The 21,643-nt window shown below is 72.5% G+C and carries 15 protein-coding genes; 6 read left to right on the forward strand and 9 right to left on the reverse strand.

Annotated features, from left to right (window positions below; all coding sequences use genetic code 11):
- Positions 1–22 precede the first annotated feature (22 nt).
- From JO379_RS29360 to JO379_RS29370, 3 genes are all read right to left on the reverse strand, one after another.
- Positions 23–889 carry an ABC transporter permease gene (locus JO379_RS29360; RefSeq protein WP_209517754.1) on the reverse strand — a complete coding sequence of 289 codons (867 nt, stop codon included), beginning with the start codon at positions 887–889 and terminating at the stop codon, positions 23–25.
- Positions 886–3,636, reverse strand: coding sequence for an alpha/beta fold hydrolase (locus JO379_RS29365; RefSeq protein ID WP_209517756.1), 2,751 nt, complete (start codon positions 3,634–3,636; stop codon positions 886–888). The genes JO379_RS29360 and JO379_RS29365 overlap by 4 nt, the downstream gene beginning before the upstream one ends.
- 138 nt (positions 3,637–3,774) lie before the next feature.
- Positions 3,775–4,323 (reverse strand): DUF1697 domain-containing protein, encoded by a 549-nt coding sequence (locus JO379_RS29370; RefSeq protein WP_209517757.1) that lies wholly within the window; start codon positions 4,321–4,323, stop codon positions 3,775–3,777.
- A 59-nt stretch (positions 4,324–4,382) separates the two neighbouring features.
- Between JO379_RS29370 and JO379_RS29375 the strand changes: the two genes are divergently transcribed.
- A complete protein-coding gene (locus JO379_RS29375; protein ID WP_209517759.1) occupies positions 4,383–5,483 on the forward strand; it encodes an alpha/beta hydrolase in 1,101 nt (366 codons plus the stop codon).
- An 80-nt stretch (positions 5,484–5,563) separates the two neighbouring features.
- On the opposite strand, the gene JO379_RS29380 is transcribed toward JO379_RS29375, so the two are convergent.
- From JO379_RS29380 to JO379_RS29405, 6 genes are all read right to left on the reverse strand, one after another.
- Entirely contained in the window at positions 5,564–8,623 is a 3,060-nt protein-coding gene (locus JO379_RS29380; RefSeq protein WP_209517761.1) for an alpha-mannosidase, read from the reverse strand.
- 14 nt (positions 8,624–8,637) lie between these two features.
- Complete coding sequence (locus tag JO379_RS29385; RefSeq protein WP_209517763.1) at positions 8,638–10,722, reverse strand: endo-beta-N-acetylglucosaminidase; 2,085 nt, start codon at positions 10,720–10,722, stop codon at positions 8,638–8,640.
- A 112-nt stretch (positions 10,723–10,834) separates the two neighbouring features.
- Complete coding sequence (locus JO379_RS29390; protein ID WP_130881162.1) at positions 10,835–12,073, reverse strand: glycoside hydrolase 5 family protein; 1,239 nt, start codon at positions 12,071–12,073, stop codon at positions 10,835–10,837.
- 30 nt (positions 12,074–12,103) lie between these two features.
- Positions 12,104–12,937: a carbohydrate ABC transporter permease gene (locus JO379_RS29395; protein WP_209517764.1), complete on the reverse strand. Its 834-nt coding sequence runs from the start codon at positions 12,935–12,937 to the stop codon at positions 12,104–12,106.
- Positions 12,934–13,836 (reverse strand): carbohydrate ABC transporter permease, encoded by a 903-nt coding sequence (locus JO379_RS29400; RefSeq protein ID WP_209517766.1) that lies wholly within the window; start codon positions 13,834–13,836, stop codon positions 12,934–12,936. The genes JO379_RS29395 and JO379_RS29400 overlap by 4 nt, the downstream gene beginning before the upstream one ends.
- A gap of 7 nt (positions 13,837–13,843) precedes the next feature.
- Positions 13,844–15,142 carry an ABC transporter substrate-binding protein gene (locus JO379_RS29405; protein ID WP_209517769.1) on the reverse strand — a complete coding sequence of 433 codons (1,299 nt, stop codon included), beginning with the start codon at positions 15,140–15,142 and terminating at the stop codon, positions 13,844–13,846.
- A 186-nt stretch (positions 15,143–15,328) separates the two neighbouring features.
- Between JO379_RS29405 and JO379_RS29410 the strand changes: the two genes are divergently transcribed.
- The 5 genes from JO379_RS29410 to JO379_RS29430 all read left to right on the forward strand — a co-directional run bounded on the left by JO379_RS29410 (position 15,329) and on the right by JO379_RS29430 (position 21,638).
- A complete protein-coding gene (locus JO379_RS29410) occupies positions 15,329–16,429 on the forward strand; it encodes a LacI family DNA-binding transcriptional regulator (protein WP_209517772.1) in 1,101 nt (366 codons plus the stop codon).
- Between the two features lie 80 nt (positions 16,430–16,509).
- Positions 16,510–17,502, forward strand: a complete 993-nt coding sequence (locus JO379_RS29415) for an NADPH:quinone oxidoreductase family protein (protein WP_209517774.1) — start codon at positions 16,510–16,512, stop codon at positions 17,500–17,502.
- A gap of 68 nt (positions 17,503–17,570) precedes the next feature.
- The gene (locus JO379_RS29420) at positions 17,571–18,767 is read left to right on the forward strand and encodes an acyl-CoA dehydrogenase family protein (RefSeq protein WP_307842226.1); all 1,197 of its coding nucleotides are present in this window, start codon (positions 17,571–17,573) and stop codon (positions 18,765–18,767) included.
- Entirely contained in the window at positions 18,764–19,888 is a 1,125-nt protein-coding gene (locus JO379_RS29425; protein ID WP_130881155.1) for an acyl-CoA dehydrogenase family protein, read from the forward strand. Before JO379_RS29420 ends, JO379_RS29425 begins: the two co-directional genes overlap by 4 nt.
- Before the next feature lie 139 nt (positions 19,889–20,027).
- On the forward strand, positions 20,028–21,638 hold the full coding sequence (locus JO379_RS29430) for an ABC transporter substrate-binding protein (protein WP_209517778.1): 1,611 nt from the start codon (positions 20,028–20,030) through the stop codon (positions 21,636–21,638).
- The last annotated feature ends 5 nt before the right edge of the window (positions 21,639–21,643 follow it).

Here is a 21,643-nt window from a genome sequence, read left to right on the forward strand (position 1 = left end):
GGACGACAGCCGCCCCGCGCCCTCAGGACACGACGTCCTTCGCCCGGAAGTGCCGGAAGGCCAGAGCGAACAGCACCAGCGCGTACGCCACCGACACCGCCGTCCCTTTGATCATTCCACCCCACTCCAGCTGCGGCTGCAGCGCGTCCGCCCACGCGTACTGCCAGTGCGCCGGCAGGAAATCGCGCCAGTGCCCCAGCGCGGTCACCGCGTCCAGCACATTGCCGACGATGGTCAGCCCGACCGCGCCGCCCACCGCGCCCAGCGGGGCATCCGTGACCGTCGACAGCCAGAACGCCAGCGCCGCCGTGACCAACTGCCCCACGAAGATGTACGCCACCACGATCACGAGCCGGCCGACGGCCGTCCCGGCGGGCAGCGCACCGCCGGTGGGGATCTGCAGACCGTCCCAGCCGTACGCCGCCGTGCCCGCCGCCAACGCCACCACCGGCAGCAGCACCATCGCGGCCGCGCTGAACCCGAGCGCCACGACCAGCTTGCTCAGCAGCAGCCGGGCGCGCGGCACCGGCGCCGCGAGCAGATAGCGCAGCGAGGACCAGCTCGCCTCGGAGGCCACGGCATCCCCGCAGAACAGCGCCACCGGCACCACCAGCAGAAAGCCCGCCGAGACGAACAGACAGGTCGCCGCGAAGTTCGCGCCGGAGGCGGTGGCGGTGTCGATCAGCGTCACCCGCCCGTCGCGCCCGCTCGGCTGCCCGCCGATGGCGAACGCGGCGATCAGGACGAACGGCAGCACCGCCAGCACCGCCCCCACCACGAGCGTGCGCCGCCGCCGCAACTGCCGCATCGCCTCCACCCGGAGCGGCAGGGTGTGCCGCGCCCGGTAACCGGGTGCGGACTCGGGGGCCGTGGTCACCGCGGTGCTCATGCCGAGCCTCCGATCAGGGTCAAGAACGCGTCCTCCAGGCGGCGGTGCGGGCCGACGCGCGCCACCGGGATCTCCAACCGCACCAGCTCCACCAGCAGCTCCGGTGCGCCCATGCCGTCGAGCCGCACCAGCAGCCCCTCTTCGCTCCGCACGGCCGAGGCCACGCCGGGCAGCGCCGCCACCTTCTCCGCCGTCACCTCGGGCAGCTCGCCCTCGACACCGACCAGCAGCGTGTCGCCCGAGCCGACGATCTCCGCGACCGGACCCGCGCTCACGAGCCGGCCGCGGTCCATCACGACCAGGTGCGTACAGCTCTGTTCGACCTCGGCGAGGAGATGGCTGGAGACGATGACGGTACGGCCGGCGGCCGCGTACCGGATCATCACCTCGCGCATCTCCCGGATCTGCGGCGGGTCGAGCCCGTTGGTCGGTTCGTCCAGGATCAGCAGATCCGGCAGCCCGAGCATGGCCTGCGCGATCGCGAGACGCTGCCGCATGCCCTGGGAGTACGTCCGTACGGCCCGCTCCAGCGCGGAGCCGAGGCCGGCGATCTCCAGGGCCTCCTCCAGGTGCGCGTCCTCGGCCGGGCGGCCCGTCGCCTGCCAGTACAGATCGAGATTGGCCCGGCCGGACAGGTGCGGCAGGAACCCCGCGCCCTCCACGAACGCCCCGACCCGCGACAGCACCGGCGCACCCGGCCGGATCGCGTGCCCGAAGACGCGGATCCCGCCCTCGTCGGGGCGGATGAGACCCATGAGCATGCGCAGGGTGGTGGTCTTGCCCGCACCGTTCGGGCCGAGCAGCCCCAGCACCTGGCCCCGCTCGACGCGGAAGGACAGCTCCCGTACGGCGTACCGGTCGGCGGACTTGGCGTACCGCTTGCTCAGGCCGGTGATCTGCAACGGCACCTCGGCGAGCGCCGGGTCGGGCGCGGGCGGTGCGGTGCGCCGGCGACCGGTCAGCAGCAGGGCCGCCGCGACGGCCGCGCCGCCGAGCGGCAGCCCCCACGTCCACCAGGGGAGGGCGGAGGAGCCGGTCCGCACACCGGGCGCGGTCGGCACGCTCAAGGCCCCGCCCGCGAGCGCGACGGTGTACGCGGCGGGCCGGGCCGGGGAGGCGTAACCCAGGTCGGTGGCGGCGAGGACGAGCCGCATCCGGTGACCGGACTCGAAGGTGTGGTCGATGGCGGGCAGCTTGAGCTCGACGGTGCGGCCGCCCTTCGCGTCGGTGACGCGGACGGGCGTGACGAGCTGTCCGGGCAGCACCTGCTGCCCGTCCGGCCCGACGTCGTAGACCTTGGCGAAGAGAACGGCCTCCCCGGTGTCCGAGGAGATCCTCGCCCGCACGGTCGGGGAGCCGGTGACGCGGACACCCTCGCTGAGCCGGGCCGAGTCGAAGCGCGCGTGCTGGCCGGGGAAGTCGAGGGAGACACCGACGCCGAGGCCCGACAGCCGGTTCAGCGAACCGATGCCCGGCACCGCGGAGATCGCGGGCGGTGCCGCCCCCGCCGGATTGCCGAACGACTGCTCGCGCCCGGTCAGCTCGATCGCGCGCGGGTCGCCGCGCAGCCCCGGATAGCGCTTCCCGCTCGCGCCGCGCAGCTGCGCCTTGCCGTCGGTGGTGTCGATTCCGCCGGTCCTGCTGACGCGGAACGCGGGTCCGGTGCCCGCGCTCCCGTCGTCCTTGAGGTAGCGGTCGAACCACGCGCGCGTGCGCCGCGCGATCCGGTCGTTCTCGTCCGCCCCGCCGTCGTGGCCACCGGCGATCCAGTCGACGGAGACGGGCGCGCCGTTGCGGGCGATGGCCTTGGCCGCCGCGTCGGACTGGTCGAGGGGGAAGAGCGAGTCGGTCTGGCCCTGGACGAGGAGGGTGGGCACCTTGATCCGGTCGGCGACGGCGGAGGGACTGCGGCTCTCCAGCAGCTCCCGTGCCCGCGCGTCCGGCTTCCCGTCGACGGCCACCCGCTCGTACATCTCGCACAGTGTCTTCTCGAACCGGCCGCAGCCGGAGAACCGGGCGGTGGCCCCCGCCGTGCGGGCCGGGCCGTCACCGACGGCCGGCGCGGAGGCGTTCGGCGTGACACCGGCCGATGTGCTGCCGGTGGTGAAGAAGATCCCGGACCAGAGTTTCTTGAAGACGTCGTTCGGGAAGAGCGAGTCGGCGAGGTTCCAGTAGGTGATCTGCGGGGCGATGGCGTCGACGCGCTTGTCGTGCCCGGCCGCCAGGAGGGCGGCGCCGCCGCCGTAGGAGGCGCCCGCGATGCCCACCCTCGGGTCGCCCGCCTTGTCGAGCCGCACCTCCGGCCGTCGCGCCAGCCAGTCGATCAGCCGGCTCACATCGGCGACCTCACGGCCCGGGTCGTTGAGGCCGATACGGCCCGTGGACCGCCCGAAGCCGCGCGCGGACCAGGTCAGCACCGCGTAGCCGTCGCGCGCCAGTTCCTCCGCCCTCTCGCGCAGCTCGGTCTTGCTGCCCCCGAAGCCGTGCGCGAGCAGCACGGCCGGTCTGCGGGTGTCCGTGTCACCGGAGGTGAAGTACGAGGTGTCGATGCGGACCGGACCCGAGCGCTCGGCGCCCGGGGCGTCGGGCATCGTCAGGAACCGGTCCTCGCGGTGCACGGCGGCGTCCGACCCGGTGGCCGAGGCCACGGTCCAGGTACCGGCACCGACGAGTACGGCGCCGGCGGCCGTGGCGGCCAGCAGCCGGTCGCGTCCGGACCGAGGGCGCCGGGGGAAACGCAGCTTCATGCCCGAATGCTAAGCGGAGCCGTCGTCCACCTGTGTCGCCGACAGGACGAGCGGGTCCCCTCCGTGCGGCGTACAACCCCCGGCGCCCGTACCGCGGGCGTGGTACGTCCCCTTTGCCAAGAGGGGCCGGGGGCGCTATCAGCCGTCCGCCTCGTCCGCCATGTCGGCGAGCCGGGTGACGGTGTTCCAGTTGCGGGCGGTGCCGTCCTCGCCCAGGCGCCGGCCCGTCAGGAGCTTCGCCAGCTTGGAGTCCCGGATGCCGTCCGGGCAGATCAGATACACCTCGCGCTCCCCGAGGACGAACTCATCGGGCGCGTACGCGCCCGGATCGAGGTCCGCGAAGGCGTCGGGGCGGGCGGTGCCGGTCAGGAAGGTCACCAGGAACCGCGCGGGATCGACCGTGCGGTCGGCGAACGGATTGGCGTCAACGACGCGACGCAGGTCCACTCCTTCGCGCACCAAGCAGCGCACGGACAGGCCCAGCTCGCGTGCGATGGCCTCCTCCAGCCCGGCCGCCAGGGCGTCCGGGTCGGAGCCCGGGTGGGTGAACACCGCGTTGCCGCTGTTGAGGTGGGTGCGCACCGAGCCGCAGCCCAGACCGGAGAGCAGATCGCGCAGGGTCCCCATGGGGACGCGCTGCTTGGTGCCCACGTTGATGCCGCGCAGGAGAGCCACGTACGTTGTCACCCCCTCACCGTAATATGACGCGCACCACTGACGTGAGCGGCATGTGGGGGGGCGATCGCATGGTGCGCAGGGCTCGGCACGGGGGATTCACGGCGCGGGCCGCACGGGCGCTGGCGGCGCTCGCGCTGCTGCTGCCGGTGGTGGGGGCGCAGACGGCCGGGGCGGGTCCCGCGGAGGCCCGCGCGGCGGACAATCCGGCCCGCGTGGTCAAGGAAGTGCGGGTCGACGACCGGACGCTCGATCTGGCCGTCGCCTCGCCCGACACCGAGGCGTTGTTCACGTGGGTGCGCCTGCTGCTGCCCAAGGGCTGGTCCAAGGACGCCTCACGGACCTGGCCCGCCTTGTGGCTGCTGCACGGCGGCGCGGGCAACCACCTGGACTGGACCGCCAACACGCACATCGAGGAGCTCACCGCCGACCGGGACGCGATCGTCGTCATGCCGGATACCAGCGGGTGCAGCGGTTACAGCAATTGGTACAACGGCGGCAGGTGGGGCGCCCCGGCCTGGGAGACCTATCTGCTCGACCAGGTCCGGCCGCTGCTGGAGCGGGACTACCGCGCCGGGGCGCGGCGAGCCGTCGCGGGGCTGTCCATGGGCGGCCAGGGAGCGCTGAAGTTCACGGCCGTGCGCCCCGGCCTGTTCAGCGCGGCCGCTTCGTACAGCGGCGCCGTCAACCCCCTCTACAGGTCACCCGACGGCGGTTTCGACGGGCCCGACGCGGTGAAGGCCGGCGGCATCACGTGCCTGACCGACTGGAAGCGCCTGTGGGGCGAGCCCGGTTACCCCTTCGACACCGACGACCCGGCCGATCTGCGCCAGCAGTGGCTGTGGAAGCGCAACAGCCCGCTGGAGCGGGCCGCCGAGCTCGCCGGCACCCCGCTCTACATCTCCTACGGCAACGGCGCCGAGCAGGGCGCGGGCTGGAAGTGGGGCGACCCGCCCCCGTCCGCCGCGCGCTGCACGGACCCGGCCGCGCACGGCACCGACGACCAGATCGAGCGTGCCGTCTTCGGCATGAACCAGCAGCTGCGCGCCAAGCTCGCACAGCTCGGCGTCCCGGCCACGGTGTGCGCCTCGACCGGCGGGCACACCTGGCGCTATTGGGAGCGTGAGCTGGTGGCGTCGTTCCCGATGCTGATGAAGGCCATCGGGGCGTGAAGTCCTCGACCGCCGGACGGGCACAATTCAGCCCGTCCGGCGATTGAGGACAAGAAACGGTGAAAGGGCGGGACCGGGGCTCACACGCCGGATGCTGCGCGCCGCGCCAGCCGCAGGGTGACGATCTCGAACGGTCGCAGGGAAAGCACCACGCCGTCACCGTCCGTCGTCGTGGCAGCCGCCACAGGCCGCTCCAGCAGGTCGCACACGGACACCGACGCCGTCGGGAACCCCGCGGACAGCCGCGCACGGGCCCGCCCGCCCAGCGACTCGTACAGCCGCACCACCACGTCCCCGCTGCCGTCGTCCGCGAGCTTGATCGCGGAGATGACGACCGCGTCGTCGGACACCGACACGAGCGGCTCCACACCCGCGGAGCCCGGCACCCTCCGCTCCGGCAGATTGATCCGGTACCCCTCACGCACCGCGTCCCCCAACGACGCGCCCGGCACCAGCGCGTAGCGGAACCGGTGGGTGCCCTGGTCGGTGCGCGGGTCGGGGAAGCGCGGCGCCCGCAGCAGCGAGAGCCGGAGCGTGGTCGTGGTCCCGGTGTCCGCTTCGCGCACGGCGCGCGTCACGTCGTAGCCGTACGTCGAGTCGTTGACCACCGCCACCCCCCACCCCGGCTCCTCCAGATGCACGAACCGGTGCGCGCACGCCTCGAACTTGGCCGCGTCCCAGCTGGTGTTGGTGTGCGTGGGCCGGTGGAGATGGCCGAACTGGGTCTCGGCCGACGTGCGGTCGGCGTGCACATCGAGGGGGAAGGCGGCCTTGAGGAACTTCTCCGTCTCGTGCCAGTCGACCTCCGTCTCGATGTCCAGCCGCCGTACCCCCGCGGGGAGGGAGAGCAGTTGCTCGACCCGTGAGGAGCCGAAGGCCCGGACGACCCGCAGTGCCCCCTCGTCCGTCGGCTCCAGCGTCTCGACGTCCGTCAGATCCGTGACGGTGTTGCGGTAGAAGTGGTCCACGTCCCACGCGTCCCACATGTTCGGGAAGTCCGGGTGCAGTTGCAGCAGGTTGGCCGCCGTCCCCGGTGCGATCGTCTCCCGGTCCGCCTCCGGGTCGTACACGGAGACCACGAGGCCGCGCCCGTCGACCTCCACCCGCAGCAGACCGTTGTCGAGCGTGAAGCCACCGCCCTCGCGCGCCCGGACCGTCGGCGAGGCGGAGGCGGGGGCGTGGCCGGGGTCGCGGTCGGGGGAGTCGACCAGGGCGCCACCGTGGGCGACCGCGCCGCCCCGCCCGTGCGGCGCCGCGTTGAAGACCACCGTCCCACCGCCCGGGGCGTCACCCGCGAGCGCTGCCAGCGCGCCCCCGACGATCGACTCCAGCTCGGCCGTGACCGCCCCGTAGGTCGCCGCCGCCTCCCGGTGCACCCACGCGATCGAGGTGCCCGGCAGGATGTCGTGGAACTGGTGCAGCAGCACCGTCTTCCACAGCCGGTCCAGTGCCTCGTACGGATAGCGGAACCCGGCCCGTACGGCCGCCGTCGCGGCCCACAGCTCCGCCTCGCGCAGCAGGTGCTCCGAGCGGCGGTTGCCCTGCTTCGTCTTCGCCTGACTGGTGAGCGTCGCCCGGTGCAGCTCCAGATACAGCTCGCCCACCCACACCGGCGCGTGCCCGTACTCCGCGTGGGCCTTCTCGAAGAACGCCGACGGCCGCTCGAAGACGACCCTCGCCGAGCCCTCCAGATCCGCCAGCCGCTTCGCCCGCGCCACCATCTCGCGCGTCGTCCCCCCGCCGCCGTCGCCCCAGCCGGTCGGTGCGAGGGAGCGGGTCGCACCGCCCTTCTCCTGGAAGTTGCGGACCGCGTGCGCCACCTCCTGCCCCGACAGCCGTGAGTTGTAGGTGTCGATCGGCGGGAAGTGGGTGAACACCCGGGTGCCGTCCAGGCCCTCCCACCAGAACGTGTGATGGGGGAACTTATTGGTCCGGCTCCAGGAGATCTTCTGCGTCAGGAACCACTTGGCACCCGCCAGCCTCACCAGCTGCGGCAGCGCCGCCGAGTAGCCGAAGGTGTCCGGCAGCCACACCTCCTCCGTCTCGATCCCGAACTCCTCCAGGAAGAAACGCTTGCCGTGCACGAACTGCCGTGCCAGCGCCTCCGACCCGGGCATGTTCGTGTCGGACTCCACCCACATGCCGCCCACCGGCACGAACCGGCCCTCCGCGACGGCCTTCTTCACCCGCGCGTACACCTCCGGCCGGTGCTCCTTGATCCACGCGAACTGCTGCGCCTGCGACATGGCGTAGACGAAGTCCGGCTCGTCCTCCAGCAGGGCGGTCATATTGGCCGTGGTACGGGCGACCTTCCGCACGGTCTCGCGCAGCGGCCACAGCCACGCCGAGTCGATGTGCGCGTGCCCGACCGCGCTGATCCGGTGCGCGGAGGCGTGCGCGGGCGCGGACAGCACCTCCGTGAGCTGCTCGCGGGCCCGCTCCGCGCTCCCGCCGACGTCCTGGAGGTCGACGGCGTCCAGCGCCCGCTCGACCGCCCGCAGGATCTCCCAGCGGCGCGGCGAGTCCACCGACAGCTCGGCCATCAGCTCACCCAGCACCTCCAGGTCCTGGACCAGCTCCCACACCACCCCGTCCAGGACGGCCAGATCCATCCGGGCCAGCCGGTAGCGCGGCGCGTCGTCCGCCGTGAGCCGGTCTCCCAGCTCGGTCGGCACGAACGGGTGATAGTCCAGGATCACCGGGTTGGACGAGGCCTCGATGTGCAGCAGCACCTCCTCGCCGCCCGCGACCGACTCGCCGATCCGCACCCACTGATTGCGGGGGTTGAGCCCCTTCACGGGCGAGCCGTCCGGCCGGTAGACGAGCCCCTCGCACTGGAAGCCCGGCATGTTCTCGTCGAAGCCCAGGTCCAGCAGCGCCTCGACGGTCCGGCCCGCCCACTCCTCAGGCACGGTTCCGGTGACCGTGAACCAGCTGGTGCCCCACGGCGGGCCCCAGGGCGCGCCGACCTCGATCGGCTCGCGCCCGGCCGCGAGGCCCTCGGCGACGGGCACGGGCTCGCCGGGCGCGTTCCACACGGTGACGGTCAGCGGCACCGACTCGGGATACACGGCGGGCCGGATGCGCTCGTCCAGCACCCGCTTGAGACGGGCTTCGGTGACGGTGCGGTCGTTGTGCATGGGCGTCGGTGTCCTCACGAAGACGGGATGGACCAGCGGAAGGAAACGCGTGCGGGTGCCGAGGAGACGTACAGCTCGTCCACGGCGCGCACGTCGACGCGGGTGACCGCCTCGCCGCCCGTACGACGCAGCGCCGGAACGTAGTAGGCATGCCCACAGGTGCCGCCGAGGAAGCGGCGGCCACCGCCCGGCAGCACCTGGTGCAGCTCGTAATGGCGCACGGGCGGTGCCGGGCGAGTGCCCGGGCTCCAGCGGAGCCGCAGCGCGGCCGTACCGTCGCCGTTCGGCCGTGCCGCGGCGACGGTCACCGCGGCCGGGCGGGCGGGGGCGGCCGGTCCGGGCGCCGCGGTGTCGCGCACCGCGAGGTGGCCCAGCCGCCAGCGGACGGCCCCGCCGCCGGTCGCGGTGAGCCGGACACCCAGCGCGTGGATCGTCCGGCCGGCGCGGCCGGGCGGCAGCGCGCCGACGCGCAGCCGGGCCGTGGTCCAGCCGCGCCCGCCCGGGGGCAGCGCGCCCGCCGGCACGTGTACGAAGCGGCCGGGCTCCGGGGAGACCACCAGTTCCACCCGGACGCCCGCCGACCCGGGGTCGGTGCGGTGCGCCAGCTCCACCACCGTTGTCCGCGACAGCGGCAGAGCCGCGGTGAACAGCTCGACGGTCGTCGGCGCGGCGAGCGGGCCCTCCACGAGCAGGCTGGTGCCGCCGCGCCAGGCGTCGGCGAAGTCGAAGCCCACCACCGGCCGGGCACCGGCCGTGCGGATCACCCAGCGCCGCCCGGGCAGCCGGTCCTGAAGCCCCAGATGGTTCCAGGGCGCGTCGGACAGGACCGTGCCGCGCTCGTACCAGCCCAGTCCGTGCCCGGTGTTGAAGCTCGTCGCGAACGGCAGCGCGGTCAGCGTCGTGCGGTCCGCGACGGAGGCCGCCGGAGCCCGCCACGGCCCGGCGCCGGGAGCGGACGGATCCACGGCCGGCCCGGACCAGAACCGGTCGTCCCGCGCGTGGAAGGCGGCGGGCGAGCGCCCGCCGGCGGGGAGGCTCGTCCACGTCCACTCGGGCCGGTAGAAGCCGTACGAGGTGACGTGCGGTCGGTCGGTGGGGACGATCGCGTCCCAGTCGACCCGGGTGTCCCAGCCGTTCGCCTCCACGTCGATGCCCGCCCACAGCTCGTACCGCCCGCGCTCCAGGCGCTCGGCGAGCGCGCCGGACGACGCGAGCCCGGCCCGGCTCCAGTTGAAGTTGAGGAACATCGAGTCGGCGGCGCGGAAGAAGGGGGAGTTGTGGTCGTTCAGCTCGTTCTGCCAGGAGACGTCCCCCGAGACGGCCAGCGCGTCGTACCAAGTGACCCGCAATCCCTTGCCGTGAGTCCTCAGGTGGGCCAGGAAGTCCCGCACGTCCGCGCCGAGCCGGGCGTCGCCGCCACCGGTCTCGGCGTTGACGAACCAGCCGTCGAAACCGTACGCGCGGGCCACCCGGATCAGCTGGTCGGCCAGCGGGAACCCGCCGTCCGCGCCCCTGCGCACCAGCTCCCGCGTCCAGCGCAGTTGCCCGCCGTACGCGGCCGGAGGCAGGAACACCGTCCCGAGGACGGGCACGCCGTTGCGGTGCGCGGCGTCCACGACCGGCGCGTTCGGCGCGAGGATCAGCCCCTCGCCGGAGGAGCCGCCCCAGAAGACCAGCTCGTCGAGGTAGGCCCAGTGGGTGAGGGCGTAGTAGTCGGCGGTGGGGGAGCCCTGCGACGGGTTCCCCGAGGTGTGCGCGAAGGCCGCGAGAGCGGACACCCGGGCCTGCCCCGCCCGCGCGGTCGCATGGACGGGCGGGGGAGTGAAACGGGTGGCGAGGGGCACGGTGGCCTTGTTGAACGGCAGGTCCACGTCGCTCTCGGGCGCCCAGGAACGCAGACTCCGCCAGGTGACGCCGGGCGCGGGAGAGCCCGCCGGCAGGCTGTCGGGATACCAGTACGAGGCGTACGGCTGGAGGTCCGCGACGGGCGCGGCACGGGCGCCGGGTACGGCGGGTACGGCGGGTACAGCCAAGGCACCGATGCCTGCGGCAAGGACGCGGCGGCGGGTGACCTGAGGTCGTGCGGCTCTGTCATACATGGCGGCTCCACATGTCAGCCTGTCCGGCGTTTGAGGACCGGGGTCCGGGGCGGAGCCCCGGTAACGGGAAGGGGCGGGGCTGGGGAAGAGAACCCCGCACGGCCACCGCCTCCTACCGCACCTGATCCACCGTCAATACCTCCGTGATCCCCCGACCGGCCAGATACCCGAGGTCCCCCGCCCGCTGCGAGAGCACCGAAGCCGGCCGCCCCCCGCCGGAGGCAAGCCGCATCCACGCCTCGAAATACGCGCCCCCCGGCGAGCACACCGAGCGGTAGGGCGCGCCCTCCTCCGCACCCGCGTCCACGACCAGGGCGGTCCGGCGGGGTTCCGCGGGGCGGCCGCTCCCGAGCCAGGTGCGGATGATCCTGGCGATCACCTCACCGGCGGGTTTGATCCGGCGGTCGTTGGTGAACAGTCCGAGGCCGTATTCCAGCTCGGGGAAGTCCGCCAGCGCGCGGTCCACATCGTGCGAGCACCACCAGGTGATGCCCCAGAGGTCCGGGCAGTCCAGCGCGTTGCGGACGGTCGCCTCGGTGAAGGCGGCCGCGTGGCCGGGCGGGACGTGCGGTGCGGGCGCGCCGACCTCCTGGAGCCAGACCGGCCGGGCGGGGTCCACCGCCCAGGCCTTGGACAGCTCGATGAGATACGCGGCGTGCTGCTCGGTGGCCGTCCCGGCGTGGCCGTGGCGCTGTGCGGTGCCGTTGAAGACCCAGGAGTGCACGGCGGTCATCGCACCGAGGCGGGCCGAGTGGGCGGGGGTGAAGGGGTGCGCGCCGTCGTACCAGGCGGCGTCGTACGAGGCGTGCAGATGGGGCCGGCCGGGCGCGCCCTTCTCGCAGGCGTCGAGCATCCGCCGCAGCCAGTGGCCCGCCTGGACGGGGTCGGCCCGGTCGGGGTCCGGGTGCGGGTCACCGGAGAACTGATTGATCTCGTTGCCGACCGTCATCCCCAGGAAGTGGGGCCGGTCGGCGAGGGCGGCGGCGAGCACCCGCAGATACTCCGCCTGCGCCTCGATCACGTCCGGGTCGGTGAACAGGTTCCGGCGGTGCCAGGTCGTCGTCCAGGCGGGCAGGAAGTCGAAGCTGGAGAGGTGGCCCTGCAGCCCGTCGACGTTGACGTCGAGCCCGCGCTCGCCGGCCGCGTCCACGAGCCGGACCAGCTGCTCGACCGCCTTCGGCCGGATCAGGGTGCGATTGGGCTGGAAGACCGGCCAGAGCGGGAAGACCCGGATGTGGTCCAGACCGAGGGCGGCGATCTGGTCCAGGTCGGCCCGGATGTCGTCGAGGTCGAAGTCGAGCCAGTGGTGGAACCAGCCCCGGGAGGGCGTGTAGTTGACGCCGAAGCGCATACGGATGTCCCTTCGGGCGGGAGAGCGTGGTCAGCCCTTGACGGCGCCTTCGCCGACCCCGCGGAAGAAGTACCGCTGGAGACAGGCGAACATCACCAGGAGCGGGGCGACCGCGATGACGGTGCCGGCGGCGACCAGCCGCGGATTCTGCTGGAACGTGCCGTGCAGGAAGTTCAGGCCGACGGTCAGCGTGAAGTTGTCCGAGTCGGAGAGGACGATCAGCGGCCACAGGAAGTCGTCCCACGCCCCCATGAAGGCGAAGATCGCGACGACGGCGAGGGTGCCCCGGACCGACGGCAGGGCGACGCGGACGAACCGCTGCCAGACGTTAGCCCCGTCGATGACGGCCGCTTCCTCGATCTCGTAGGGGAGGTTCGCGAAGGCGTTGCGCATCAGCAGCACATTGAGCGCGCCGATGGCACCGGGCAGCACGACGGCGATCAGGGTGTCGTTGAGCTGGAGGTCGCGCATCATGGTGAACTGTGCGATGACGATGGACTCCAGGGGTACCAGCAGCGCCGCCACGAAGGCGAGCCCCGCGATCCTGCGGCCCCGGAACCGCAGCCGGGCCAGCGCGTATCCGGCCAGCGAGGCGCCGACGACATTGGTGACGACGTTCGCGGCCGCGACCTGCAGCGAGTTCAGGGCGTAGCGCCAGACCGGGATGATGTCCGCCACGCCGGCGTAGTTGTCCAGGGTCGGTTGCTCGGGGAGGAGGTTCGGCGGATAGGCGTAGATGTCCTCGGTGGTGCTCTTGAGCGAGGTCGACAGCTGCCAGAGGAACGGGCCGACGGTGACGGCCAGGACACCGAGCATCAGCAGATAGCGCAGCGCCTTCTCCCAGGCGCTCGTCCGGGTCGTCATCGGTCCTCCTTGCGGTCGGCCCGCAGGACCAGCAGCATCAGCAGCAGCGCGATGGTGAAGACGACGAGGGAGAGGGCGGAGGCGTAGCCGACACGCCCGTTCAGCCCCGTGCCGGTCCGCTGGACGAGCATGACGAGCGTGGTGTCCTGCCCGGCCGGCCCGCCGGTGGGCCCGGCCAGCAGGTGGACCTCGGCGAAGACCTTGAACGCGGACACCGACGACAGGGCGCCGACCAGCACCATCGTGGAGCGCACCGCCGGGACCGTGACGCTGACGAAGCGGCGCAGCGCGCCGGCCCCGTCGACAGCGGCGGCCTCGTGCAGCTCACGGGGCACGTTCGCGAGCGCCGCCAGGTAAATGATCATGTAGTAGCCGAGGCCCCGCCACACGGTCAGGGCCATGGCGCTGAGCAGCAGCAGCCATTCGTCGCCGAGGAAGGCGACCGGTCCCGCTCCGAGGAAGCGCAGGATGCCGTTGAGCAGGCCGCGGTCGTCCAGCATCCAACCCCAGATCAGGGCCACCACGACGACGGAGGCGACGACCGGGGTGTAGAAGGCGGAGCGGAAGAAGGTGACGCCGGGGAGCTGTTTGTGGACCAGCAGGGCGAGCAGCAGCGGCAGCAGCACGGTGAAGGGCACGACGAGCAGGACGTACAGACCGCTGTTGCGCAGGGCGACCCAGAACTGTTCGTCTTCCAGCATGTCCTGGAAGTTCCGCAGGCCCACCCAGGTGCCGGGGGTGAGCGTGCGCGCGTCGGTGAACGCCTTGTGGACGGTGGTGAGGAAGGGGTACAGATTGAACGCGGCGACGATGCCGAGGCCGGGCAGCAGGAACAGCCAGGGGCTGACGGCCCGGTGCGTGCGGGCCCGGGAGGCCGGTCGCCTCGAGTGCCGGTCCACGAGCCCGTCAGCCCTGCTTCAGGAGCTTGTCGCTCCGCTCCGCGGCGTCGTCGAGCGCCTGCCGGGGTGACTTCTTGCCCTGGAGGGCCTTGGCCACTTCGTTCTTGAGGACGACCTTCATCTCGTCGCTCATCACGACGGGTGTGTAATTGACCGCGCCTTTCAGCAGTTTCGCCGAGGCGACCCGGACGCGGCCCTCGTCGGTCCCGTCGTGCTCGGTCCAGTACGGGTCCCGCAACGATCCCTTGGTGCTGGGGAAGACGGCGACCTGGTGGGCGAAGGCCTCCTGGTTCTTCCGGTCGGTGACGAAGCGGGCGAAGGCGATGGCTGCCGCCTTGTGGTCGCTCCGGTTGTTGACGGCCAGGCCCATGACGTACATGTTGGGCTTGCCGGTGTTGTTGGGCGCGTCGGTGATCCCGAGGTTCTTGTACAGGCTCGGTGCGTTCTTCTTGAAGGTCTCCAGGTCGTGGGCGCCGCCCGGATTCATGGCGACCTTCTGTTCCAGGAATTTCTGGCCGGACTTCTCCGGGGTGTTGGTGAGCGCCTGCGCGTCGAGCGCGCCGTGGTCGTAGAGCTGTTTGTACTTGGTCAGCAGCTCGACGCCCTTCGGTTCGTTGTAGGTGAACCGGGTGGCGTCGTCGTTCATCAGCTTGACGCCGTAGCGGCCGAAGTCCTCGATGGACGGGGTCCCCGCGAGCGTCGCGGTCTTCCCGCCGGAGTGCCGTGCCATCGTCTCGGCGGCGGCGAACAGCTCGTCGTAGCTCTTCGGCGGCTTCTCGGGGTCGAGTCCGGCCTGCCGGAAGAGAGCCTTGTTGTAGAAGAGCGGACCGGTGTTGAGGTACCAGGGGAAGGCGTACGAACCCCCCAGCCCGGGCAGGGCGTTGCCCTGCCAGGCCTCCGGGGTGTATTCGCCCTTGAGCTCCGCGGTGACCTTCTCCTTGTCCAGGTTCATCAGCAGCCCGGCCTTGGCCAGCGGATAGGACAGGTCCGGCGAGACGTTGACGACGTCGGGCAGGGTGCCGGCCCCGGCGTCGGCGCTGAGCTTTTGCGCGTAGTTCTCCGCGGGCTGGTCGAGCCATCTGACCTTGACGTCCGGATGCTGCCGCTGGAACTCCCCGACCAGGCCGTTGAAGTAGTCCTTGAATTTCGCCCGCAGGTTCCACGTCTGGAAGGTGATCTCACCCGCGACCTTTCCGTCGGCGCGGGACCCGCCGTCGGTGTCCGTACCCGAGCCGCACGCGGAGAGAGCCAGGACGGCGGCGAGGAGGGGCGCGGTGGTGACGGCTGCTCTACGAGAGGCGGTCATGGCCGGATGAGCTCCTTCGATCGGGCCGGACAGGGGCCTTGAAGCCGGGAGGAGGCAGATCAAAACCTGCACCCGCCAAGGGAGTTGCGTCAATACTTACGCCGCGACCTAATGCGCTTTAGTGTGGTGGTGCTCAAGCGCTTTAGGTGACAGCTCCGCCGGTGCGGGCGGGGCAGAGGGAGAACCATGCGCCGTACGCCCGCCCGCCGCCCGACGATGAAGGACATCGCACGCCGCGCGGGCGTCTCGGAGAGCGCCGTGTCCTTCGCGCTCAACGACCGGCCGGGCGTCTCCGCGGCCACCCGCGACCGGGTCCGGCGCGTCGCCGAGGAGCTCGGCTGGCAGCCCAGCACCGCCGCCCGCGCCCTGTCCGGCGAGGGATCCGCCACGGTCGGGCTCGTCCTGGCGAGGCCCGCGCGCACGCTCGGCGTCGAGTCCTTCTTCCTCCAACTCGTCTCCGGGGTGCAGGAAGCGCTCGCGGTGCGCCGGCTCGGCCTGCTCTTCCAGGTCGTCGAGGACCTCGACGCCGAGTGCGCGGTCTACCGCCGCTGGTGGGCCGAGCGCCGGGTGGACGGCCTGCTCGTCGTCGACCCCCGCGACGACGACCCCCGACCCGCGCTCCTCGACGGACTCGGCCTGCCCGCCGTGGTCATCGGCGCCCTGGACGGCGTCGGCGAAGGCCCGCACGGCGCGATCTCCAACCTCTGGGCCGACGACACCGGCGGAATGGCGTCCATCGTCGGCCACCTGTACGACCTGGGACACCGCCGTATCGTGCACATCGCCGGACTGCCCGAACTCGCCCACACCCGGCGCCGGATCGACTCCCTGCGCACCGAGGCCGACCGCCGTGCCCTGCCGGACGTCGTCTCCGTGACGACCGACTACTCCGACGCGCAGGGCGCCGCCGCCACCCGCCGCGTCCTCGCCGCCGCGCACCCGCCCACCGCGATCGTCTACGACAACGACGTGATGGCGGTCGCCGGGCTCGCCGTCGCCGCCGAGCGCGACGTGTCCGTACCGCGCCAACTCTCCATCGTCGCCTGGGACGACTCGGTGCTCTGCCGCAACACCCACCCCGCGCTGACCGCGCTGGCCCGGGACACGGCGGGCTTCGGCAGACGGGCGGCCGAGCAGCTGATCGCGCTGCTCGACGGGGGACCGGCCCGCCGGGTGCGGGACGTGGCGCCACGGCTCGCCGCCCGGAAGTCCACCGCGCCGCCGCCGCTGCCGCACCCCGCCCGGCCGGAGGACGTCCCTGACTCCCCGGCCCGCCGGAGCGAGTGACGACACCCTGGTCGATTCCTTAGCGACCGCTTAGTATGCGAGCGGCGTGACGCTGCCCCCTACCCCTCGTGGAGGTCTTGGTGAAGGCATGGCGAGTGCACGAGAACGGCGAACCGCGTGAGGTGATGCGCCTCGACGACGTGCCGGACCCGTCCCCCGGCCCCGGTGAGCTCCTCGTGCGGATCCGGGCGGCGAACGTCAACTTCCCCGACGCGCTGCTGTGCCGGGGGCAGTACCAGGTCCGGCCCCCGCTGCCCTTCACCCCCGGCGTCGAGGTGTGTGCCGAGATCCTCGCCCTCGGCGACGGCGCCGAGGGCGAGATCGGCGCCCGCGTCCTCGCCCAACCCGCCCTGCCTGCCGGAGGGTTCGCGGAACAGGCGGTCGTCGCGTCCCGCACCGTCCTGCCCGCCCCCGCGGCGCTGGACGACGCCGAGGCCGCCGCCCTGCACATCGGCTACCAGACCGGCTGGTTCGGCCTGCACCGCCGCGCCCGGCTCCGCGGCGGCGAGACCCTCCTCGTGCACGCGGCGGCGGGCGGCGTGGGCAGCGCGGCCGTCCAGCTCGGCAAGGCCGCCGGGGCCACCGTCATCGGCGTCACCGGCGGACCGGAGAAGGCACGCGTGGCCCGTGAGCTCGGCTGTGACCTCGTCCTCGACCGCCGGGCCGACGACGTGGTCGCGGCCGTCAAGGAGGCCACCGGCGGGCGCGGAGCGGACGTCGTCTACGACCCGGTCGGCGGCGACACCTTCACCCGGTCGACCAAGTGCGTCGCCTTCGAGGGACGCATCGTGGTCGTCGGCTTCGCGAGCGGCACCATCCCCACCCCGGCGCTGAGCCACGCCCTCGTCAAGAACTACACGATCCTCGGCCTGCACTGGGGCCTGTACAACGCCAAGGACCCCGGCGCCGTCCGCGCCTGCCACGAGGAGCTGGGCGCGCTCGCCGAGCAGGGCGCGATCAAGCCGCTCGTCAGCGAACGGGTCCCCCTCGACCAGGCCGCCGACGCCGTCCAGCGCGTCGCCGACGGCACGACCACCGGCCGGATCGTCGTCGTCCCGGAGACGGCCCGATGAGCGGCCCGGTGACCTCGCGAACGGACGCAACAGCCGCCGGGCCGAACGGGGGGAAGCAGGCGACCGCCATCGACGCCGACGCCCTGCGCCGCCGCGTCGCGGACCTGCTCGCCGCGCACGACCCCGCCACCACCGACCGCCTCGACTTCCTCCGCGCCCGCTTCGACGCCGGGCTCGCCTGGATCCACTTCCCCGAAGGCCTCGGCGGGCTCGGCGCACCGCGCGCCCTCCAACAGGTCGTGGACCAGGCCCTGGAGGCCGCGGGAGCGCCCGACAACGCCCCCCGCCGGATCGGCATCGGCCTCGGCATGGCCGCCCCCACCCTCCTGCGCCACGGCACCGACGCACAGCGCCGGCGGTTCCTCCGCCCCTTGTGGACCGGTGAGGAGGTGTGGTGCCAGTTGTTCAGCGAACCCGGCGCCGGCTCCGACCTCGCCGCCCTCGCCACCCGCGCCACCCGGGACGGCGACGGCGACGGGAAGGGGGCCGGCTGGATCGTCGACGGCCAGAAGGTGTGGACGTCCCAGGCGCATCTCGCCCGCTGGGGCATCCTCCTCGCCCGGACCGATCCGGACCTGCCCAAACACCGTGGCATCACCTACTTCGTCTGCGACATGACCGACCCCGGCGTGGACGTGCGGCCGCTGCGCCAGATCACCGGTGAGGCCGAGTTCAACGAGGTGTTCCTGACCGGGGTGCGGATCCCCGACACCCACCGCCTCGGCGAGGTCGGCGAGGGCTGGCAGGTCGCCCGGACCACCCTCATGAACGAGCGGGTGGCCATCGGCGGCGCCCGGGTGCCCCGCGAGAGCGGCATGATCCGCCTCGTCGCCGACACCTGGCGCCGCCGGCCCGAACTGCGCACCCACGACCTCCACCAGCGGCTGCTGAGGCTGTGGGTGGACGCCGAGGCCGCCCGGCTGACCGCCGAGCGCCTCGGCCGCCGGCTCGCCCTCGGCCATCCGGGACCCGAGGGCTCGGGCATGAAACTGGCCTTCGCCCGCCTCAACCAGGAGATCAGCGGGCTGGAGGTGGAACTGCTGGCCGAGGACGGACTCGGCTACGACGACTGGACCCTGACCCGGCCCGAACTCGTCGACTTCACCGGCCGTGACGCGGGCTACCGCTATCTGCGCGCCAAGGGAAACTCCATCGAGGGCGGCACCTCGGAAGTCCTGCTCAACATCATCGCCGAGCGTGTGCTCGGTCTGCCGCCCGAGCCCCGCACCGACAAGGACGCCGCGTGGAAGGATCTGCCCCGATGACCACTCCCGCGCCGCCCGACCTGCTCTACTCCGAGACCGAGGACGACCTGCGCGCGGCCGTGCGGTCCTTGCTCACCGACCACGGCGGCCCCACCGCCGCGCTCGCGGAAGCCGAGCGGGCCCGCCCCCACGACCCCGGTCTCTGGAGGTCGCTGGCCACCGGCATGGGAACCGCCGGGCTGCTGGTGCCGGAGCGGCTCGGCGGACAGGGCGCCACAGCCCGGGAGGCCGCCGTCGTGCTGGAGGAACTGGGCCGGTCCGTCGCCGCCGTGCCCTACCTCACCAGCGCCGTACTGGCCGTACGGACGCTGCTCGGGTGCGACACCGCACGCCCCGAGGTGGCCGGGCCGCTCGCCGCGCTCGCCGACGGCGGCCGGGTCGGGGCGCTCGCCGTCCCGCTGCCGACCGCCCCGGGCGGGGCGCCGCCCGTGACCGTCCGCGGTGGTGCGGGGCTCAGCGGTGAGATCACCTCCGTGGCCGGCGCGGCCGGTGCCGACGTGCTCCTCGTCCCCGCCGACAGCGGGCTCTACGCCGTGGACACCACGGCACCGGGCGTGGCCGTCACCCCCGTCACCCCGCTGGACCTCACCCGGCCGCTCGCCCGGGTCACCCTCACCGGGGCCACCGCGATACTGCTCGCCGAGCCGGCCCGCGCCCGCGATGCCGTCGCCGACGCGCTGCTCACCGGCGCCGGACTGCTCGCCTCCGAGCAGCTCGGACTCGCTGAGTGGTGCCTGGCGGAAACGGTGCGCTACACCGGCGGACGGCATCAGTTCGGCCGCCCCGTCGGCTCGTTCCAGGCCGTCAAGCACCGGCTCGCCGCCCTGTGGCTGGACGTCGTCTCGGCCCGTGCGACGGCCCGCAACGCCGCCGACGCCCTCGCGACCGGCTCACCGGACACGGCGGTGGCGGTCGCCGTCGCCCAGGCCCACTGCGGTGAGGTCGCGGTGCGCGCGGCCCAGGAGTGTGTGCAGCTGCACGGCGGCATCGGCATGACCTGGGAACACCCGGCGCACCTGTACCTCAAGCGCGCCAAGAGCGACCAGATCGCGCTGGGCACGCCCGGCCGGCACCGGGAGGCATTGGCGCGGTTGGTGAATCTGCCGGGGCCCGTCGGCTGACTTCCTCCCCGTGACATGGAGTGCGCGGGTTTTGTCCGGGCCGGATCATGCCTGCTCTTGTTCGTGCTGTTTAATTGCGAGGAATTCGCAATAGCGGTTGATCTTGAGTACGTGAGAGTGCGTGAGTAGAGGTATGGGCATGACGGCCCGGTCCATTCGGGGAATGGCCGCCACGGCCATGGCAGCGGTACTGACGGCCGGCGCGGCGGCCTGTTCGACGCCCGGCGGTGGCAACGGCGGAAGCGCCGACGGCGCCAAGGGGGACAAGGACTCCCTGGTCGTCGGCCTCGCCAACGAACCCGAGACGCTCAGCCCCCTCCTCGGCTACGGCAAGGACGGCAATTCCAAGATCTTCGACGGGCTGCTCACCCGGGACGCCGCCATGAAGCTCCAGCCGGCCCTCGCCGCCGAGCTGCCGAAGATCACCGACGACGGGCGTACGTACACGTACAAGCTCCGCACAGGCGTGAAGTTCAGCGACGGCAAGCCCTTCTCCGCCAAGGACGTCGTCTTCACCTACCGGACCATTCTCGACGAGAAGACCAACAACGCCGCCAAGGGCGAACTCGACGCCATCGACCGCGTCACCGCCGACGGCGACGACACCGTCGTCTTCCGGCTCAAGTACCCCTACGCGCCCTTCGCCGAGCGCACCGTCCTGCCCATCGCGCCCGAGCACGCGGCCAAGGGCCAGGACGTCAACTCCGGCTCCTTCAACACCCGGCCCATCGGCACCGGCCCCTACGTCCTCACCGGCTGGAGCAAGGGCGAGAAGCTGAGCTTCAAGGCCAACCCCGCTTACTGGGGCGGTGAGCCGAAGATCAAGAAGCTCACCATGGCGATCATCAAGGACGACGACATCCGCGCCACCCGGCTGCGGAGCGGCGACCTCGACGGCGCGATCCTGCCGCCCAACCTCGTCAAGGGCTTCAAGGGCGACAAGTCCAAGCGGACCGTCACCGCCCGCACCACCGACTTCCGCGGCGTCACCCTGCCCACCGCGAACAAGGTCACCGGCGACGTGGCCGTCCGCCGCGCCCTCGACCTCGCCGTCGACCGCGAGGCCATGGTCGACAAGCTCCTCGAAGGCGCGGGCAAGGCCGGCTACGGCCCGGTCCCCACCGACAGCGAGTGGTTCGCCAAGGGCACCGAGCGCCCGCACGACCTCGACAAGGCCAAGAAGCTGCTCGACGAAGCGGGCTGGACCCCCGGCGACCAGGGCATCCGGGAGAAGGACGGACAGCCCGCGAAGTTCACCCTCTGGTTCCCCGCCGGTGACAAGCTCCGCCAGGAGCACGCCCTCGCCTTCGCCTCCGACGCCAAGAAGGCCGGCATCAAAGCAGAGGTGCAGAGCGGCACCTGGGAGGTCATCGAGCCGCGCATGAAGAACGACGCGGTCCTCGCCGGCGGCGGCAACCCCGCCGACCCCGACTTCGACCTCTACAACCTGCTGCACTCCTCGCTCGCCCTCGACGGCTTCAACAACATGGCCGCCTACGCCAACCCCGACGTCGACAAGGCCCTCGAGGACGGCCGGCGCAGCGGCGACAAGGGCGCCCGCAAGGCCGCCTACGACAAGATCCAGCGCGACCTCGCCGCCGACCCCGGCTACGTCTTCCTCACCCACGTCGACCACCTCTACGTCATGAACGACCGCTGGCAGGACCTCACCACCCAGATCGAGCCGCACGACCACGGCCTCGGCGCGGGGCCCTGGTGGAACGTCGAGGACTGGCAGCCGAAGAAGTGATCTCC

This window comes from Streptomyces syringium (assembly GCF_017876625.1).
In the GTDB taxonomy this organism is placed as follows: domain Bacteria; phylum Actinomycetota; class Actinomycetes; order Streptomycetales; family Streptomycetaceae; genus Streptomyces; species Streptomyces syringius.

Coding starts and splice junctions, on each gene's coding strand:
- JO379_RS29385 (WP_209517763.1), bottom strand. CDS start 10,722: ATGTATGACAGAGCCGCACGACCTCAGGTCACCCGCCGCCGCGTCCTT.
- JO379_RS29360 (WP_209517754.1), bottom strand. CDS start 889: ATGAGCACCGCGGTGACCACGGCCCCCGAGTCCGCACCCGGTTACCGG.
- JO379_RS29375 (WP_209517759.1), top strand. CDS start 4,383: ATGGTGCGCAGGGCTCGGCACGGGGGATTCACGGCGCGGGCCGCACGG.
- JO379_RS29405 (WP_209517769.1), bottom strand. CDS start 15,142: ATGACCGCCTCTCGTAGAGCAGCCGTCACCACCGCGCCCCTCCTCGCC.
- JO379_RS29430 (WP_209517778.1), top strand. CDS start 20,028: ATGACGGCCCGGTCCATTCGGGGAATGGCCGCCACGGCCATGGCAGCG.
- JO379_RS29410 (WP_209517772.1), top strand. CDS start 15,329: ATGCGCCGTACGCCCGCCCGCCGCCCGACGATGAAGGACATCGCACGC.
- JO379_RS29380 (WP_209517761.1), bottom strand. CDS start 8,623: ATGCACAACGACCGCACCGTCACCGAAGCCCGTCTCAAGCGGGTGCTG.
- JO379_RS29390 (WP_130881162.1), bottom strand. CDS start 12,073: ATGCGCTTCGGCGTCAACTACACGCCCTCCCGGGGCTGGTTCCACCAC.
- JO379_RS29365 (WP_209517756.1), bottom strand. CDS start 3,636: ATGAAGCTGCGTTTCCCCCGGCGCCCTCGGTCCGGACGCGACCGGCTG.
- JO379_RS29395 (WP_209517764.1), bottom strand. CDS start 12,937: ATGACGACCCGGACGAGCGCCTGGGAGAAGGCGCTGCGCTATCTGCTG.
- JO379_RS29425 (WP_130881155.1), top strand. CDS start 18,764: ATGACCACTCCCGCGCCGCCCGACCTGCTCTACTCCGAGACCGAGGAC.